The following is a 15,520-nucleotide window of genomic DNA, read 5'->3' on the forward strand; positions in this document are numbered from 1 at the left end:
TCAGCGAAACACGTTCTTCACGCGCTCGCGCCCGCGAACTTCCCTGCACCCTGGGTGCCGTGAGGGGCCAGCCGGAACACCGACACCGCCTGCACCAACTGCTGCGCCTGGCCCTTCAGGCTCTCTGCAGCGGCAGCGCTCTCTTCCACCAGCGCGGCATTCTGCTGCGTAGCCTGGTCCATCTGGCTCACCGCTTCGCCCACCTGCCCGACGCCGGCACTCTGTTCCGTGCTGGCGGTGCTGATCTCGCCCACGATGTCGGCAACGCGCTTGATCGAACCCACCACTTCGGTCATCGTGGCTCCAGCTTGGTCGACGAGCATCGTGCCCCGCTCGACGCGTTCGACGCTGGCCGTGATCAGCGTCTTGATTTCCTTGGCCGCCTCGGCGCTGCGCTGGGCCAGGTTGCGCACTTCGGAAGCCACTACCGCGAAGCCACGGCCCTGTTCACCGGCGCGCGCGGCTTCTACCGCGGCGTTGAGCGCGAGGATGTTGGTCTGGAAGGCGATGCCATCGATGACGCTGAGGATGTCGGTGATCTTCTTGGAGCTGTCGTTGATGCCCTTCATGGTTTCGACCACCTGGCTCACGACCTCGCCGCCCTTGACGGCGATCGAGGAAGCGCTCAGCGCCAGTTGATTGGCCTGCCTGGCGTTGTCGGCGTTTTGCTTGGCGGTCGAGCCGAGTTGCTCCATCGACGCAGCGGTCTCTTCGAGCGCGCTGGCCTGCTCTTCGGTGCGCTGGCTCAGATCCACGTTGCCTTGCGCGATCTGAGAACTGGCGGTGGCCACGCTCTCGGAGTTCTGGCGCACGTCGCTGACCACGCGGACCAGGCTGGACTGCATGTCCTTCAACGCGAGCAGCAATTGAGCGGTTTCGTCCTGGCCCTGCACGTCGATGCTGATCATCAGATCGCCGTCGGCCACCGCGCGCGAAATCGCCAATGCTTGACCGAGCGGACGCGTGATGGTGCGGCAAAACAGCACGGCGCCGAACAAGGCCAGTGCGCAGACCATCAGCATGAGCGCCAGGCTGATCACCGTGGCGCGCTTGCCGGCCGCTTCGGCCTCGGCTGAAATGGCCGCGCTGCCGGCAGCGATCTTGTCGCCCGCCTCAGCCAGGAGCCGGATTGGCTCGCGGTCCATGCCTTGAACCGCCTGGTCACCCACGGCCGGGTCGAAGCCGGCCGCCTTGAAGGACTCGAAGGCCTTCTGGTAGCTCTGTCCCATCGCGGAGTGCGCGTCGCCGAACTTCTCCACAAGCGACTTCTCGCCACCAGCGGGTAGCGCCGTGGCCAGTTCCTTGATCTTTTCGCCCATTTCGCGCTCGATCTTGTTGAAGGCGCTCCAATGCGCCTCCAGCGCCTTCGGATCTTTGCCGCGCAACAGCGTATTTTTCCACTCTTGGACCTGCGTCTTGAACGAAACGGCCAGGTTGTTGACTGTGCTTTGGTTGTTGTGGCTTGCCTGCACCGTCGTGGCGTAGGTATTGAGCGACTGATTCAGGCTGTGGATGCCGTACAGCGCGGCGCAAAGAACCAGAAGTAAGGCCGCGGCAAAGGCCAGCGGGAGTTTCACGCCGAGTTTCATGAAGGGTGTCCTTGGGGGGAACTGCTGGAAGCTGCGCCACACCGAAGCGTTCTTCTGCCTCTCGTGTCTTTTTGGCGGGTGGTGCAGGTTCGGGGGAAGGAGGACACGTGCAATTGGCGACAAGGGGAGTTTCGGCGCCTGGCAAGATTCCTTGAGGGGCGATTTTGGCCAATCCTCCCCCTTGGATGCGCATCGGACTGGTGCCAGGGAGCGAGCCGCGCTGCCACGCGACCTCGTCGTGCGCGAGCGCCGGGGAGTCCCACTGCTCGGTGACCTTCACCTCCGCTCACGCGCGAGCCATGACCACGGGGTCTGAAAAGTCGGGCAGGTGCGGCGCGGCGACCGCGCGCTCCAGCTGCCTGCGCATCACGATGCGATGACGCAGCGGGATGGAATAGCCCGGACGCCAACGCCATGCTCAGGTCTTTCGGCAGGTTGTGGGGCGACCTTCTACCGGCCTTGCAGCGCACTGCCCGGTTGCCATGACTTCGGCGCCGGCCGCGCGTCGCCGGTCACCGGCCGGATGACACCCCCCGCAGCAGCCTGAGGGCGAACCGGCGCCACCACCGCGCGAGCGTTCACCCGCCGCCTTGTTCGCGGTCAAGCCTCGGGGCCTCGGCAACCCGGCCAGCGACAATTGGCGAATGCGGCTGGAGGCTCTTCCTACGACGGACTTGTACAGAGAACGCTGCGCGCCTCACTCCCACTCAATGGTCGCAGGCGGCTTGCTCGACACGTCGTAGGCCACCCGGTTGATGCCGCGCACCTCGTTGATGATGCGGCCCGACACCTTCTTGAGCAGGCTGTACGGCAACTCGGCCCAGTCGGCGGTCATGAAGTCGGTGGTCTGCACGGCACGCAGCGCAACGACGTAGTCGTAGGTGCGGCCGTCACCCATGACACCCACGCTCTTGACGGGCAGGAACACCACGAACGCCTGGCTCGTCAGCTCGTACCAGGTCTTGCCCGAAGCGGTGTCGCGGGTGTTGCGCAGTTCCTCGATGAAAATGGCGTCGGCACGGCGCAGCAGGTCGGCGTACTCGCGCTTGACCTCGCCGAGGATGCGCACGCCAAGGCCCGGGCCCGGGAACGGGTGGCGGTACACCATCTCGGGCGGCAGGCCCAGGGCCACGCCCAGTTCGCGCACTTCGTCCTTGAACAGCTCGCGCAGTGGCTCCAGCAGCTTCAGGCCCAGTGTCTCGGGCAGGCCACCCACGTTGTGGTGGCTCTTGATGGTGGCCTTCTTGCTCTTCGTACCACCCGACTCCACCACGTCGGGGTAGATGGTGCCTTGCGCCAGCCAGCGGGCGTTCGTGAGCTTCTTGGCCTCGGCCTGGAACACCTCGACGAACTCGCGGCCGATGATCTTGCGCTTCTTCTCGGGGTCGGTCACGCCGACCAGGTGGCCGAGGAACTGGTCGCTCGCGTCCACGTGGATGACCTTGGCGTGCAGCCGGCCCACGAACATGTCCATCACGAGCTGGCCTTCGTTCTGGCGCAACAGGCCGTGGTCGACGAAGACGCAGGTGAGCTGGTCGCCGATGGCGCGGTGGATCAGCGCGGCGGCCACGCTGGAATCGACCCCACCCGACAGGCCGAGGATGACCTCTTCGTCACCCACCTGCTCGCGGATGCGTTCCACGGCTTCGGTGATGTAGTCGCGCATGACCCAGTCGGGCTTGACCTTCGCGATGTCGAGCACGAAACGGCGCAGCAGCGCCTCGCCCTGCAGCGTGTGCGTGACCTCGGGGTGGAACTGCACGGCGTAGTAGCCCCGGGCCTCGTCGGCCATGCCGGCGATGGGGCAGCTGGGCGTGGACGCCATCAGCTTGAAACCCGGCGGCAGTTCGGTGACCTTGTCGCCGTGGCTCATCCACACCTTGAGCATGCCGTGGCCTTCGGCCGTGCTGAAGTCCTCGATGGCCTGCAGCAGCGCGGTGTGCCCGTGCGCCCGCACCTCGGCGTAGCCGAACTCGCGGTGGTCGCTCCACTCGACCTTGCCGCCAAGCTGGACCGCCATGGTCTGCATGCCATAGCAGATGCCCAGCACCGGCACGCCGGCATCCCACACGGCTTGCGGCGCGCGCAACTGGTGGTCTTCATACGTGCTGGCGTGACTGCCTGACAAGATGATGCCCTTGGGCGCGAATTCCCGGATGAAGTCGTCGCTGACGTCGTTCGGGTGGATCTCGCAGTAGACGTGGGCTTCGCGCACGCGGCGCGCGATGAGCTGGGTGACCTGGGAGCCGAAGTCGAGGATCAGGATCTTGTCGTGCATGCTGCTGCTGCGAGAGAGGGAATCAATGGGCGGCACCGGCAGCGGGCTCGAATCCAGGCCGCGGCTGGTGCCGGAAGTGACGGAACGCGAGCACGGTGGACACGCGTTCGACGCGCGTCACTCCATGCGGTAGTTGGGCGCTTCCTTGGTGATCTGCACGTCGTGGACATGGCTCTCGCGGATGCCGGCCGAAGTGATCTCGACGAACTCCGCCTTGTTGCGCATGTCCTCGATGCTCGCGGCACCGCAGTAACCCATCGACGCGCGCAGGCCTCCCGCCATCTGGAACACGATGCTGATCATCGAGCCCTTGTACGGCACGCGGCCTTCGATGCCTTCCGGCACCAGCTTGTCCGCGTTCGGGTTGGCGCCGGTGTTGTCCTGGAAGTAGCGGTCGGCACTGCCTTGCTGCATGGCCCCGATGGAGCCCATGCCGCGGTAGCTCTTGTAGCTGCGGCCCTGGAACAGCACGATCTCGCCCGGCGCCTCTTCGGTGCCGGCGAACATGCCACCCATCATCACGGTGTGCGCACCGGCCGCGATGGCCTTGGCGATGTCACCGGAGTAGCGGATGCCGCCGTCGGCGATCAGCGGCACGCCACTGCCCGCGAGCGCCTTGGCCACGTTGTCGATGGCAGTGATCTGGGGCACGCCCACGCCCGCGACGATGCGGGTGGTGCAGATGGAGCCTGGGCCGATGCCGACCTTCACGCCGTCGGCACCCGCCTCGGCGAGCGCCAGCGCAGCCGCGCCGGTGGCGATGTTGCCGCCGATGACGTCGACCTGCGGGTAGTTCTGCTTGACCCAGCGCACGCGCTCGATGACGCCGGCGCTGTGGCCGTGGGCCGTGTCGACCACGAGCACATCGGCCCCGGCCTTGACCAGCAGCTCGACACGTTCCTCTGTGCCCTCGCCCACCCCGACCGCGGCGCCGACGCGCAGCTTGCCGTGCGCGTCACGCGCGGCGTTGGGGAAGTTGGTCTGCTTCGTGATGTCCTTGACCGTGAACAGGCCGCGCAGCTCGTAGGCGTCGTTGATGACGAGCACCCGTTCGAGCCTGTGCTTGTGCATCAGCGCCTTGGCCTCCTCGAGCGTGGCACCTTCGCGCACGGTGATGAGGCGTTCGCGCGGGGTCATGATCTCGCGCACCGGGATCTGCATGCGGGTCTCGAACCGCAGGTCGCGGCCGGTGACGATGCCGACCACACGGCCGTCCTCGAGCACCGGGAAGCCGGAGATGCCGTGCTGGCGCGACAGGTTGATCACGTCGCTCACCGGCACGCCGGGCGAGATGGTGATCGGATCGCGGAGGAGCCCGGATTCGTAGCGCTTCACGCGCGCCACTTCGGCCGCCTGCTGCTTGGCGGTCAGGTTCTTGTGAACGATGCCGATGCCACCTTCCTGGGCGATGGCGATCGCCAGGCGGGCTTCGGTGACGGTGTCCATCGCGGCCGAAACCAGGGGCAGGTTCAGGCGGATGTTCCGGGACAGCTGGGTGGAAAGCGAAGTGTCGCGCGGCAACACTTGCGAGAACGCGGGCACCAACAACACGTCGTCGAAGGTGAGCGCTTTGCCAAGAAGGCGCATGAGGGAAGCTCCTGACGCAAAAGAGAATTATACGGACTCCGGAGCCTCCCTCGCTGCCCCGGGCCCTCCCCGACCGGGACAGGGCCACGGAACCTGGCCGGCGAGCCACGCTCAAACCGGCAATACTTCACGTTCGACAACCGGTCCTCGCCGCCCCACACAAACCGTGACAGTGAGGGGGGTCCGCACACCTCGGCGCGGCACTACACTTTCGCCCATGAAATTCAGCCCTTCCCGCCTCTCCCTGCAACTGGGCCTGTCGATGGTCGCCGCCGGCTTCGCCCTGGGGGTCTGCACCAGTGCCCAGGCCCAGTGGAAGTGGCGCGACACCAACAACCGCGTCCAATACAGCGACCTGCCCCCGCCCAGCACGGTGCCCGAATCGGCCATCCTGCAGCGCCCGGTGGGTGCCCGCCGCAGCGGCCCGCAATTCACGCCGGCGGCGCCGTCGGCCCCCGCTGCTGCCGAGGCGGCCAGCGGCCCGGCCCGCACGTCCGACCCGGAACTCGAAGCCAAGCGCAAGAAGGCCGAGCAGGACCAGGCCGCTGCCCGCAAGGCCGAGGAAGACAAGATCAACGCCGCCAAGGCCGAGAACTGCACCCGGGCCAAGTCGTACCTGAAGGCCATCGACGAAGGCCAGCGCATGGCCCGCACGAACGCCAACGGCGAACGCGAGGTGTACGACGACAAGATCCGCGCCGAGGAAAGCAAGCGCACCCGCGACATCATCGCGTCCGACTGCAAGTGATGCGGCGGCGTCAGCCCTTCGGGCGCTGACGCCCCTTCTGCCCGTGCCGCAGCCGCCGGGCCTCCTTCGGGTCCACCGTCAGGCCGCGGTACACCTCCACCCGGTCGGCATCTCGCAGCACATGACCGGGTTCGCAGGAGCGGCCCCACACGCCCAGCGCGGCATCCGCCAGCCCGGGAAACTCCGCCAGCAGCCCGCTGGCGGCCAGCGCCTGGGCGGCCGTGCTGCCCGCCGGCAGCACGAGTGCCACGCGGCGCACGTCGTGCGGCGCGGGGCCCCAGACCACCTCGACGCGCAGCTCAGCGGGGGCCATACACCTGTTCGGCGCGCTTGACGAACGAGTCCACGAACGTGTTGGCGATTCGGTCGAACACCGGGCTCAGCAGCATCTCGAACGCGAAGTTCGAGAACACGTACTTCATCTCGAACTCCACCTTGCACGCCTTCTGCTCGGTGCCGGCCGGTGCCGGCAGCGGTGTGAAGCGCCAGGTGCCGTGGAGTATCGAGAACGGCCCGTCGACCAACTCCACCGTGACGCTGGCGTCCGGCACGTGGGTGTTGCGGGTGGTGAATGCGTGGCGCGCCCCGGCGTATGAGAGGTGCAGGCGCGCGGTCATGCCGGTGGCGGTTTCCTCCAGCACGTCGGCCTTCTGGCACCAGGGCAGGAACTTCGGATACTCGCGCACGTCGGTCACCAGGCGGTACATCTCGGCAGGCGAATACCAAAGGAGGACGGACTTCTTGATGTGCTTCATACAATGCACGGATTGTATTGAGAGCGAGCGTCCCCACCTCACCGCCATGTCCATTGCCGAAAACCGAAGAGCCCGATACGACTACCACCTCGAAGAACAGCACGAGGCCGGGATGGTGCTGCAAGGCTGGGAGATCAAGGCCATCCGGGCGGGCCAGGTCCAGCTGACCGATGGCTACGTCGTCATCCGTGACGGCGAGCTGTACCTGATCGGCTGCCGCATCAACGCGTTGCGCAGCGCCTCCACCCACGTCAACCCCGAGGCCGACCGCACGAAAAAGCTCCTGCTGCACAAGGAGGAGATCAAGCGCCTGGTGGGCAAGGTGGAGCAAAAAGGCTTCACCCTCGTCCCCCTCGACCTGCACTACAAGGACGGCCGCGTGAAGGCGCAGATCGCCCTGGCGAAGGGCAAGGCCGAGCATGACAAGCGGAACTCCGTGAAGGAAAAGGACTGGGAGAGGGAAAAGGGGCGGCTGATGAGACATAAGGTCTCATCAGGTCCGAAGGACTGAGCGGCGAAGCCGGTCACCGGACCTTTCGCCGCAGGCAAAAGGGGCAGACATAAGGTCTCATCAGGTCCGAAGGACTGAGCGGCGAAGCCGGTCACCGGACCTTTCGCCGCAGGCAAAAGGGGCGGCTGATGAGACATAAGGTCTCATCAGGTCCGAAGGACTGAGCCCTCCCCCGTCACCCCGACGAAAGTCGGGGCCCATCGATTCTTCAGTGCGCCCTCGGGCGGTGGGTCCCGGCGTTCGCCGGGATGACCGCTTTGTCCGCTAGCGCCCCACCACCGTCAGCGCCTGCGCGCAGTCCGCGATCAGGTCATCCACCGCCTCGAGCCCCAGCGAGAACCGCACCACGGCCCCCTTCCACGTGGGCTTGGCCCGCATGGACGCGAGGCCGTACGGCACCACCAGGCTCACCGGGCCGGCCCACGAGAAGCCGATCTTGAACAGTTGCAGCGCATCGACGAAGGCATCCACCTGCGCCGCGCTGTAGCGCTCGTCGAACACCACCGAAAAGAGCCCTGCAGTGCGCCTGGACAACCGCTGCCAGTGGTCGTGGCCCGGGCTTTCCGGCAGCGCCGGGTGCAGCACGTGGGTCACCTCCGGCCGGGCCTCCCACCATTCGGCCAGGCGCCGGCCCGCCCAATCCTGGGCGTCGTAGCGCAGCGCCATGGTAGGCAGCGCCCGCAGCACCAGCTCGACGTCGTTGGCCCCCACGCCCCAACCAGTGCGCATGTGGCACAGCTTCAGGCGCAGGTGCAAGGCCTCGTCGCGGGTGGTCACCGAGCCCATCAGCACGTCAGCACCGCCCGACGCGTATTTGGTCAGCGCCTGGACCGAGATGTCCACGCCCACCGAACCGCCCTCGGCCAACGGCAGGTCGAACGCGTTGAATGCGAGGCCCGCGCCCCAGGTGTTGTCGAGGGCGGTCAGCACGCCGCGGTGTTTCGCGATGCGCACGAAGGCGGGCAGGTCCGGGAACTCCATGGTCACGGAGCCAGGGGCCTCCAGCCACACGAGCCGCGTGGCCGGGCCGATCATCGCGGCAAGGGCCGCGGGATCCATCGGGTCGAAGAAGCGGTGCGTGATGCCCCAGGCGGCCAGCTCGTGGCGGGCGAATTCCTTGTTGGGCCCGTACGCGTTGTCGGGGATCAGCACCTCGTCGCCGTGTTTCAGCAGCGCCATGTCGACCAGCGAAATGGCCGCCAGGCCACTGGGCACGAGCAAGGTCTGAAGGCCGCCCTCCAGCGAGGCGATGCGCGCCTCGAGCGTGAACGTGGTGGGTGTTCCGTGCAGCCCGTACGTGTAGCCGGTCTTGTCTTTCCAGGCCCGGGCGTGCAGCGCCGCAGTGTCCTTGAAGATCACGGTGGACGCCTTGAACACCCCCGGCGCCGGGGCGTCGAACCCCGCGGGCGGCTCGTAGGGGTGGTGGATGAGGCCGGTGCGGGGGTCCGTCATCGGTTCAGATCGGCTGGGCGATCAGGTCGTGGCCCTGGGCGCCGACGATGCGTGCCTTCGTGAACTCACCCACCTTCAACGTCTTCGAGGCCTTCTCGGGCGGCAGCAGCTTCACGCTGCCGTCGATCTCGGGGGCGTCCGCGTAGCTGCGCCCCACCCCACCCTTGCGGCCGAGCGCGGGGGCGGAGTCGACCAGCACCTGCATCGTGGCCCCGATGCGCCGGCGCAGCTTCTCGGTGGACACCTCCTCGGCCACGGCCATGAACCGGGCGCGGCGTTCCTCGCGCACCGCCGCGGGCAGCGCGCCGTCGAGGTCGTTGGCGGTGGCGCCTTCGACCGGCGAGTAGGCGAACGCCCCGGCCCGGTCGATCTGCGCTTCACGCACGAACGACAGCAGGTGCTCGAACTCGGCCTCGGTTTCGCCGGGGAAGCCGGCAATGAAGGTGCTGCGCACCACGAGTTCAGGGCAGATCTCGCGCCACTGCTGCAGGCGGTCGAGGTTCTTCTCGCCGTTGGCGGGGCGTTTCATGCGCTTGAGCACGTCCGGGTGGGAGTGCTGGAACGGCACGTCGAGGTACGGCAGGATCAGGCCCGAGGCCATCAGCGGCAGCACCGCATCCACGTGCGGGTACGGGTAGACGTAGTGCAGGCGCACCCAGGCGCCGTGTTTGGCAGCCAGCTCGCCCAGCTTCTCGCACAGGTCGAGCATGCGGGTCTTGACGGGCTTGCCGTCCCAGAAACCCATGCGGTACTTCACGTCGACGCCGTAGGCGCTGGTGTCCTGGCTGATCACCAGCAGTTCCTTGACGCCGGACTCGAACAGGCGGTCGGCCTCGCCCAGCACGTCGCCGATGGGGCGCGAGACCAGGTCGCCGCGCATGCTCGGGATGATGCAGAAGCTGCAGCGGTGGTTGCAGCCTTCGCTGATCTTCAGGTACGCGTAGTGGCGCGGTGTGAGCTTGACACCCTGCGCAGGCACCAGGTCGACGAACGGATCGTGGGGCTTCGGCACGTGGGTGTGCACGGCGTCCATCACCTCGTGGGTGGCGTGCGGGCCGGTCACGGCCAGCACGCTCGGGTGCATCTGGCGCACGAGGTTGCCGCCGCCCTCACCGGCCTTGGCGCCCAGGCAGCCGGTGACGATCACCTTGCCGTTCTCGGCCAGCGCCTCGCCGATGGTGTCGAGGCTCTCCCTGACGGCATCGTCGATGAACCCGCAGGTATTGACGATGACGAGGTCGGCCCCTGCAAACGTCTTGGAGGTGTCGTAACCCTCGGCGCGCAGCTGGGTGAGGATCAGTTCGGAGTCTGTCAGGGCCTTCGGGCACCCGAGGGAGACGAAGCCGATCTTGGGGGCCGGAACGGCGAGCGTGGAAGCAGTCATCCCGGGATTTTCGCCGATCCTGAGCCCGTTCGGGCCGCTCTTGGGCGGGAATGGCGCACAGGAGCGCCCAAAGATGGGTGGTACACCTACCGGAATCCGTTGATTTCCTTGCATTTTCGGGCGATGCAAGCAGGCCAGCACGGGCTTTTCCCGAGCCGGCCTGCCACTTGGCACCTCCCCGGGTCAGCCCTCGCCGCTGATCAGGCGATGACGCAGGCGGCGGGAATCACTGCCACGGCGCCACAGGCGCATCAGGAACCGTGCGGCCCGCGCCAACGCGTTGTCGAGCGCGGTTCGCCAGTCTTTCGCCACCGACGTGACGACCACCGACCCGGCGCCGTCAGTCCTGAGCTCCACCTGGCAGCGCTTGTCGATGCCACCCCGGGGGCCGTTCACATCCGACATCTGCACCTCGGCGCGCGGCACCAGCCAGCCCACGCGGCGAAGGACGAAGCGCACCCGGCGCTCAGTCAGGTCGCGCAGTTCAGTGGCTTGCGGATGGCGGGAATTGAAAAGCACTTGCATCGCGAATCTCCATCGATTGAGGGACAGACGCACTATGGGCGGATCGAGGTCACTGAAAAAGCAGCTTTGGAAGAACGCCAACATCGGAAAAACCTGAACGTCAGGACGCCGTCCTCGTGGGCCCGCCGCGTCGCGCTCGTTCAGGAATGCGCCGCCGCAATCACCTGCAGCACCAGCGGATGATGCTGCCCGCGCCGCGAGCAGATGGCGTGGATCTCTTCCTTGACCTCATCGCTCTGGCCGAGCAGACGCAATCCGCGCATCCAGCTCACGTCGCTGGCGCCGAGGCGGCTGATGGGGAACACACCCATCCCGCGCGCGGCAAACACCGCCAGCAGTGCGCTGTCTTCGAATTCGCCGACGATGCGCGGCCGCAGTCCCTGGGCGTCGAACCAGCGGTCCAGGGTCAGGCGCAGCGCCGAATGGCCGGTGGGCAGCAGCACGGGCAGCCGGTCCAGCGATTGCGGGAACTGATCCACGTCGGCCTTGCGCACCAGTGCGGCTGGCCCGTACCACTGCACGGGCGAATCGACCAGGCGTTCGCTGGTCAGGCGAAGGTTCGGATTGCGCGGCGCGGGCTGACCCGCGAGCACGAGGTCCAGGTGATGCAGGGCGAGTTCGGACAGGAGTTGCTCGAACTCGCCGTCGTGGCACACCAGCCGCAACGACGGCGTGGCGAGCACCGGCTCCAGCAGCGCGTGTGCGGCCAGCTTGGAAATGCCGTCCGACAGTCCGACCGCCAGTCGGGCCACCTTGCCACTGGCCGCCTCGCGCACTTCGTCGAGGATCACCTGGCCGATCTGGAAGATCTCCTCGGCGCGGGCAAACGCGGCCTTGCCCGCCTCGGTCATCGCCACGCCGCGCCCGGCCGGCTTGAGCAACTGGTGGCCGAGCGCCTTCTCGAGTTCCCGCACCTGGGCGCTGATGGTTTGCACCGCCATGTCCAGCCGTTCGGCCGCACGCGCAAAGCCTCCCTCCTTGGTCACGACCCAGAAGTAATACAGGTGGCGGTAGTTCAGCATGCCGGTCTCGTTCGGAAAAACCGAAGTCTAGCTCTGGCAGGAGCTGGTTTTTCCGAATCTGGCAAAGGCGAAGAATCGCGGCTCTGCATCCACGAGGGGAAACAACATGTTCTACGCCATCAGCTGGTTTCTGGTATTCGGCCTTCTCGCACTCTGGTCGCTTGGCGCCTGGGCCTTCCATTCGATCGCCACCTGGGCGTTCGCGAATGCAGGCATCCTGGCCGGCGGCTCGCCGACAGGCACCCTGCGCTTGCCGGACTGGATCGCACCGTGGGTTCCACCCGAACTCGCCCAGGCGCTCACGTCGACGCTGTCGGCGCTCACCCCTGCCATCCAGGGCCTGGTCGATTGGATGCCCACCTTGGGGAGCGGGCTGTCGGTGGTGGTCTGGGTGGTGTGGGGCTTCGGAAGCGCCCTGCTCATCGGGCTGGGCCTTGTGCTCAGCGGAGTGATCGCGGTGCTGCGCCGACGAGCCTCGGCCGGAAGCAGCCGGCGCCTGGCGGCAGGAACAGCCCGTTGATGCCACCGTAGCGCCATCGCCGTCACCGCTCAAACCACCATCCTCCGAGATTTCCATGGACGCCCTGATTCCCTTCCTGACCGCCGACTTCCTCGGCAAACCCGCCTGGGTCTGGCTCAGTTTCGCCGGCATCGTCGTCGCGCTGCTGGCCTTTGATCTTGGCGTCCTGCACAAGGACGACCACGAGATTGGCGTGCGCGAGAGCCTGATGCTGTCGGCCGGCTACATCAGCGTGGCGCTGCTCTTCGGTGCCTGGGTGTGGTGGTACCTGGGCGCGCAGAGCGGCATGGACTACTACACCGCCTTCATGATCGAGAAGTCGCTGTCGATGGACAACGTCTTCGTGATCGCCTTGATCTTCAGCTTCTTCGCCATCCCGCGGCAATACCAGCACCGGGTGCTGTTCTGGGGCATCCTGGGCGTGATCGTGCTGCGCGCGCTCATGATCGGTCTCGGCGCCACCTTGGTCAGCCAGTTCAGCTGGGTGCTCTACCTGTTCGGCGCGTTCCTGATCTTCACCGGCGTCAAGATGTGGATCATTGCCGACCACATGCCGGACATCGCCAGCAACCCCCTGCTGAAGTTCCTGAAGCGGCGCATGCGCGTGACCGATGGCCTGCGCGGAAACGCCTTCTGGGTGCGCGAGAACGACCCGGCCACGGGCAGGCTCGAACGCTACGCGACGCCCCTGTTGCTGGCGCTGGTGCTCGTGGAGTTCATCGACCTGGTCTTCGCGGTGGATTCCGTGCCGGCGATCTTCGCGATCACCACCGACCCGTTCATCGTCTACACGAGCAACATCTTCGCCATCCTGGGCCTGCGGGCGCTGTACTTCGCGCTGGCCGCCATGATCCATCGCTTCAAGTACCTGAAGTACGCGCTGGCCCTGGTACTGGTGTTCATCGGCTCGAAGATCTTCCTGGTCGGCATCATCGGCAAGATCCCGCCGGTGATCTCGCTGAGCGTGACCTTCGGTCTGATCGCCGGTGGTGTGCTGGTGTCGCTGTGGAAGACACGCGGGCAGCCTACCGCCGTCGTGCCGACATAACGGCGGTCATCGGCCTCCGGGCCGGAACGTCAGCGGGGAAGCAGTCATCCCGGGATGACTGCCGATCCGGTGCCCGGATGCCGGTTTTCAGCGTTTTGGCGGCGTGAAACTCGGGAACAAGGTCTCGGCCTGCTTGGCCATCTGCTCCTGCATCTGCTGGAACATCTGCCGGGATTGCTCCAGGTACGTGCCCATGACGCCCTGCACGCCCGGCACCTGGCCGTTCAGGAACTGAGTCCACAGTTCGGGGTTGATGACGGCCGGCTCCAGCATGCCCTTGCTCTGTTCCGCCAGGCGGGTCTGGATGTCGGTGAAGGTCTGCAGGTTCTTCTCGAGGTAGGAACCCATCATGCCCTGCATGGCCCCCCCGTAGAACCGGATGATCTGGGCGAGCATGGGGGCGGAGAACATGGGCACGCCGCCGGTCTCCTCCTCGAGGATGATCTGGAGCAGGATGCTGCGGGTCAGGTCTTCCGACGTCTTGGCGTCGCGCACCACGAACGGCTGGGCGGCCAGCACCATCTTTTTCACGTCGGCCAGCGTGATGTAGCTGCTGGTGTAGGTGTCGTAGAGGCGCCGGTTCGGGTACTTCTTCAGGACGCGCGGGCTGCTCGCGGTAGCCGCAGCGTCGGCGTCGGGCGCATCGGGACGGGGTGGTGCCATGTGGGGGCGAGCTCCTGGTGATTCTTGTGCACTTGCACAAAGATTCTAGGAGGGTGCCACAAGTCGCCCCGGAGGGGTTTTCCCGCCGTCAATTCCGATGCCGCCCGTGGGCGGCCCCCATCACGCTTTCAGCAGGTTGCCGGCTGGATCGAACGACGGCCAGAAGCCCTCGAGCCCCAGCGATTTCACCGCCTGGTCGGCATAGCGCCGGTCGATCCAGCTGTCGACGTCGAACTTGCGCCGGATCAGCTTGTACCGGTAGGCGTCCTCGACGGCCTGGCGGTCGCTGGCGACCACGAACGGATCGAACCGGGGCGACAACCGGTGCGCAAGCGGGATGCCGCGGTATTCGGCCTCGTAGGTGGCCGCGCTGATGCTGCCGGCCGACGCCCACAGCCGGATCACCTCGGCCCGGTTCGTGTCGAGCGAGGCCCAGTGGGCGGCGCGAACGAGCGCGGTGACGACCCGCTGGGTCAGCGCCGGGTGCGCGTCACCGAAGGCCTCGCGCACGAGGATGTGCCCGCCGCTCGTCGCCTTGGCGTTGTCGCGGGTGTCGTAGATGACCCGGGCGAGCCCCTTGTCCTGCATCGTGACGAGGTTCAGCGAGCCGAAGATCCCGTCGATGTCGCCGCTCGCGAACGCCGCGAGCGTGCTGGCGGGCTCGAGGTTGATGACCTTGAAGTCGCGCTCGGTCAGCCCGTTCTGCTCGAAGATGCGGTTGGCCACCAGCTGAGTGGCCGTGCCCTTGTGGAAGGCCACCCGCTTGCCGCGCAGGTCCTTGACCGAGCGTTCGGCCGCACCGGGCCGCACCGCCACGTAGGCGCTGGACCGCGCGTTGGTCACCAGCACGAGCCGCGTCTTGATGCCCACGGACCGGCCGATGATGGACGGCAGGTCGCCGAGGGTGGTGAAGTCGAGCTGGTCGTTGCTCAGCGCCTCGTTGACGGCCGGCCCCTGGCCCTTGAAGAACGTCCACTCCACGCGGATGTTGTCCTGCTTCAGCGCCTCCTCCACGTAGCCCTTGTTCTGCGCCACCGACAGCCAGCCCCCGGCCACGCGTGGCGGATCGCCAATGCCGGCGGTGGACACACCGAACCGCACGACGGCCGGCGCGGCGGCCCGCGATGGAAGGATCCAGGGGCCGAGCGATGCGGCCGCACCGGCACCGAGCATGGCGCGGCGGGAGAAGGAGGTGGTCATCGGGAAAGCTCCGGTTCAGGCAACAAGAAAGGCCTGCTGTTTGCAAACCGCGTTCCAACCGTCCGCCGTGAAAACAGGGCTGCGGCTGCGCGGATCGCAGCAGCGGGCGCTGCACACCCAACACGCGCCACCTCCGGCCCTGCTCCGTGCGCAGCAACCTGCGCCCGGGCGCCAGGTGTTCGCACCGGGCCACGCCCGGTGAGGGGGCTTTGGCATGCTCGCTGCTATTCCCGGGGCC

At 66.8% G+C, this 15,520-nt stretch carries 15 protein-coding genes; 4 read left to right on the forward strand and 11 right to left on the reverse strand.

Annotation, left to right across the window (positions count from 1 at the left end; genetic code table 11):
- Window positions 1-17: 17 nt before the first annotated feature.
- From ASC87_RS24850 to guaB, 3 genes are all read right to left on the reverse strand, one after another.
- Window positions 18-1,589: a methyl-accepting chemotaxis protein gene (locus tag ASC87_RS24850; RefSeq protein WP_056669149.1), complete on the reverse strand. Its 1,572-nt coding sequence runs from the start codon at window positions 1,587-1,589 to the stop codon at window positions 18-20.
- A gap of 697 nt (window positions 1,590-2,286) precedes the next feature.
- Window positions 2,287-3,867 (reverse strand): glutamine-hydrolyzing GMP synthase, encoded by a 1,581-nt coding sequence (gene guaA / locus ASC87_RS24855; RefSeq protein WP_056669152.1) that lies wholly within the window; start codon window positions 3,865-3,867, stop codon window positions 2,287-2,289.
- 117 nt (window positions 3,868-3,984) lie between these two features.
- Window positions 3,985-5,454 carry an IMP dehydrogenase gene (gene guaB, locus ASC87_RS24860; RefSeq protein ID WP_056669155.1) on the reverse strand — a complete coding sequence of 490 codons (1,470 nt, stop codon included), beginning with the start codon at window positions 5,452-5,454 and terminating at the stop codon, window positions 3,985-3,987.
- A gap of 217 nt (window positions 5,455-5,671) precedes the next feature.
- Between guaB and ASC87_RS24865 the strand changes: the two genes are divergently transcribed.
- The gene (locus ASC87_RS24865) at window positions 5,672-6,202 is read left to right on the forward strand and encodes a DUF4124 domain-containing protein (protein WP_235582279.1); all 531 of its coding nucleotides are present in this window, start codon (window positions 5,672-5,674) and stop codon (window positions 6,200-6,202) included.
- A 10-nt stretch (window positions 6,203-6,212) separates the two neighbouring features.
- On the opposite strand, the gene ASC87_RS24870 is transcribed toward ASC87_RS24865, so the two are convergent.
- Both ASC87_RS24870 and ASC87_RS24875 read right to left on the reverse strand, forming a co-directional pair.
- Window positions 6,213-6,515, reverse strand: coding sequence for an RnfH family protein (locus ASC87_RS24870; protein WP_056669158.1), 303 nt, complete (start codon window positions 6,513-6,515; stop codon window positions 6,213-6,215).
- Window positions 6,502-6,957 carry a type II toxin-antitoxin system RatA family toxin gene (locus ASC87_RS24875; protein WP_056669161.1) on the reverse strand — a complete coding sequence of 152 codons (456 nt, stop codon included), beginning with the start codon at window positions 6,955-6,957 and terminating at the stop codon, window positions 6,502-6,504. The genes ASC87_RS24870 and ASC87_RS24875 overlap by 14 nt, the downstream gene beginning before the upstream one ends.
- A gap of 46 nt (window positions 6,958-7,003) precedes the next feature.
- Here ASC87_RS24875 and smpB point away from each other — a divergent pair, with 46 nt between their 5' ends.
- Window positions 7,004-7,468 carry an SsrA-binding protein SmpB gene (gene smpB, locus ASC87_RS24880; RefSeq protein WP_082568920.1) on the forward strand — a complete coding sequence of 155 codons (465 nt, stop codon included), beginning with the start codon at window positions 7,004-7,006 and terminating at the stop codon, window positions 7,466-7,468.
- Between the two features lie 264 nt (window positions 7,469-7,732).
- Here the strand turns inward: smpB and ASC87_RS24885 are convergent, their stop codons facing one another.
- From ASC87_RS24885 to ASC87_RS24900, 4 genes are all read right to left on the reverse strand, one after another.
- A complete protein-coding gene (locus ASC87_RS24885) occupies window positions 7,733-8,920 on the reverse strand; it encodes a cystathionine beta-lyase (protein ID WP_056669164.1) in 1,188 nt (395 codons plus the stop codon).
- Window positions 8,921-8,924: 4 nt separating this feature from the next.
- On the reverse strand, window positions 8,925-10,304 hold the full coding sequence (rimO, locus tag ASC87_RS24890; RefSeq protein WP_056669167.1) for a 30S ribosomal protein S12 methylthiotransferase RimO: 1,380 nt from the start codon (window positions 10,302-10,304) through the stop codon (window positions 8,925-8,927).
- Window positions 10,305-10,487: 183 nt separating this feature from the next.
- Window positions 10,488-10,829, reverse strand: a complete 342-nt coding sequence (locus ASC87_RS24895) for an HPF/RaiA family ribosome-associated protein (RefSeq protein WP_056669170.1) — start codon at window positions 10,827-10,829, stop codon at window positions 10,488-10,490.
- Window positions 10,830-10,969: 140 nt separating this feature from the next.
- Window positions 10,970-11,851: a LysR family transcriptional regulator gene (locus tag ASC87_RS24900; RefSeq protein ID WP_056669174.1), complete on the reverse strand. Its 882-nt coding sequence runs from the start codon at window positions 11,849-11,851 to the stop codon at window positions 10,970-10,972.
- Between the two features lie 106 nt (window positions 11,852-11,957).
- On the opposite strand from ASC87_RS24900, the gene ASC87_RS24905 reads away from it, so the two are divergent.
- Both ASC87_RS24905 and ASC87_RS24910 read left to right on the forward strand, forming a co-directional pair.
- Window positions 11,958-12,371, forward strand: a complete 414-nt coding sequence (locus tag ASC87_RS24905; RefSeq protein ID WP_056669176.1) for a hypothetical protein — start codon at window positions 11,958-11,960, stop codon at window positions 12,369-12,371.
- A 55-nt stretch (window positions 12,372-12,426) separates the two neighbouring features.
- Window positions 12,427-13,419, forward strand: coding sequence for a TerC family protein (locus ASC87_RS24910; RefSeq protein WP_056669179.1), 993 nt, complete (start codon window positions 12,427-12,429; stop codon window positions 13,417-13,419).
- Between the two features lie 87 nt (window positions 13,420-13,506).
- On the opposite strand, the gene phaR is transcribed toward ASC87_RS24910, so the two are convergent.
- Window positions 13,507-14,082 carry a polyhydroxyalkanoate synthesis repressor PhaR gene (gene phaR, locus ASC87_RS24915; RefSeq protein ID WP_056669181.1) on the reverse strand — a complete coding sequence of 192 codons (576 nt, stop codon included), beginning with the start codon at window positions 14,080-14,082 and terminating at the stop codon, window positions 13,507-13,509.
- A 120-nt stretch (window positions 14,083-14,202) separates the two neighbouring features.
- A complete protein-coding gene (locus ASC87_RS24920; protein WP_056669184.1) occupies window positions 14,203-15,282 on the reverse strand; it encodes an ABC transporter substrate-binding protein in 1,080 nt (359 codons plus the stop codon).
- Window positions 15,283-15,520: the final 238 nt, after the last annotated feature.

It is taken from the genome of Rhizobacter sp. Root1221, assembly GCF_001425785.1.
Taxonomy (GTDB): Bacteria; Pseudomonadota; Gammaproteobacteria; order Burkholderiales; family Burkholderiaceae_C; genus Rhizobacter.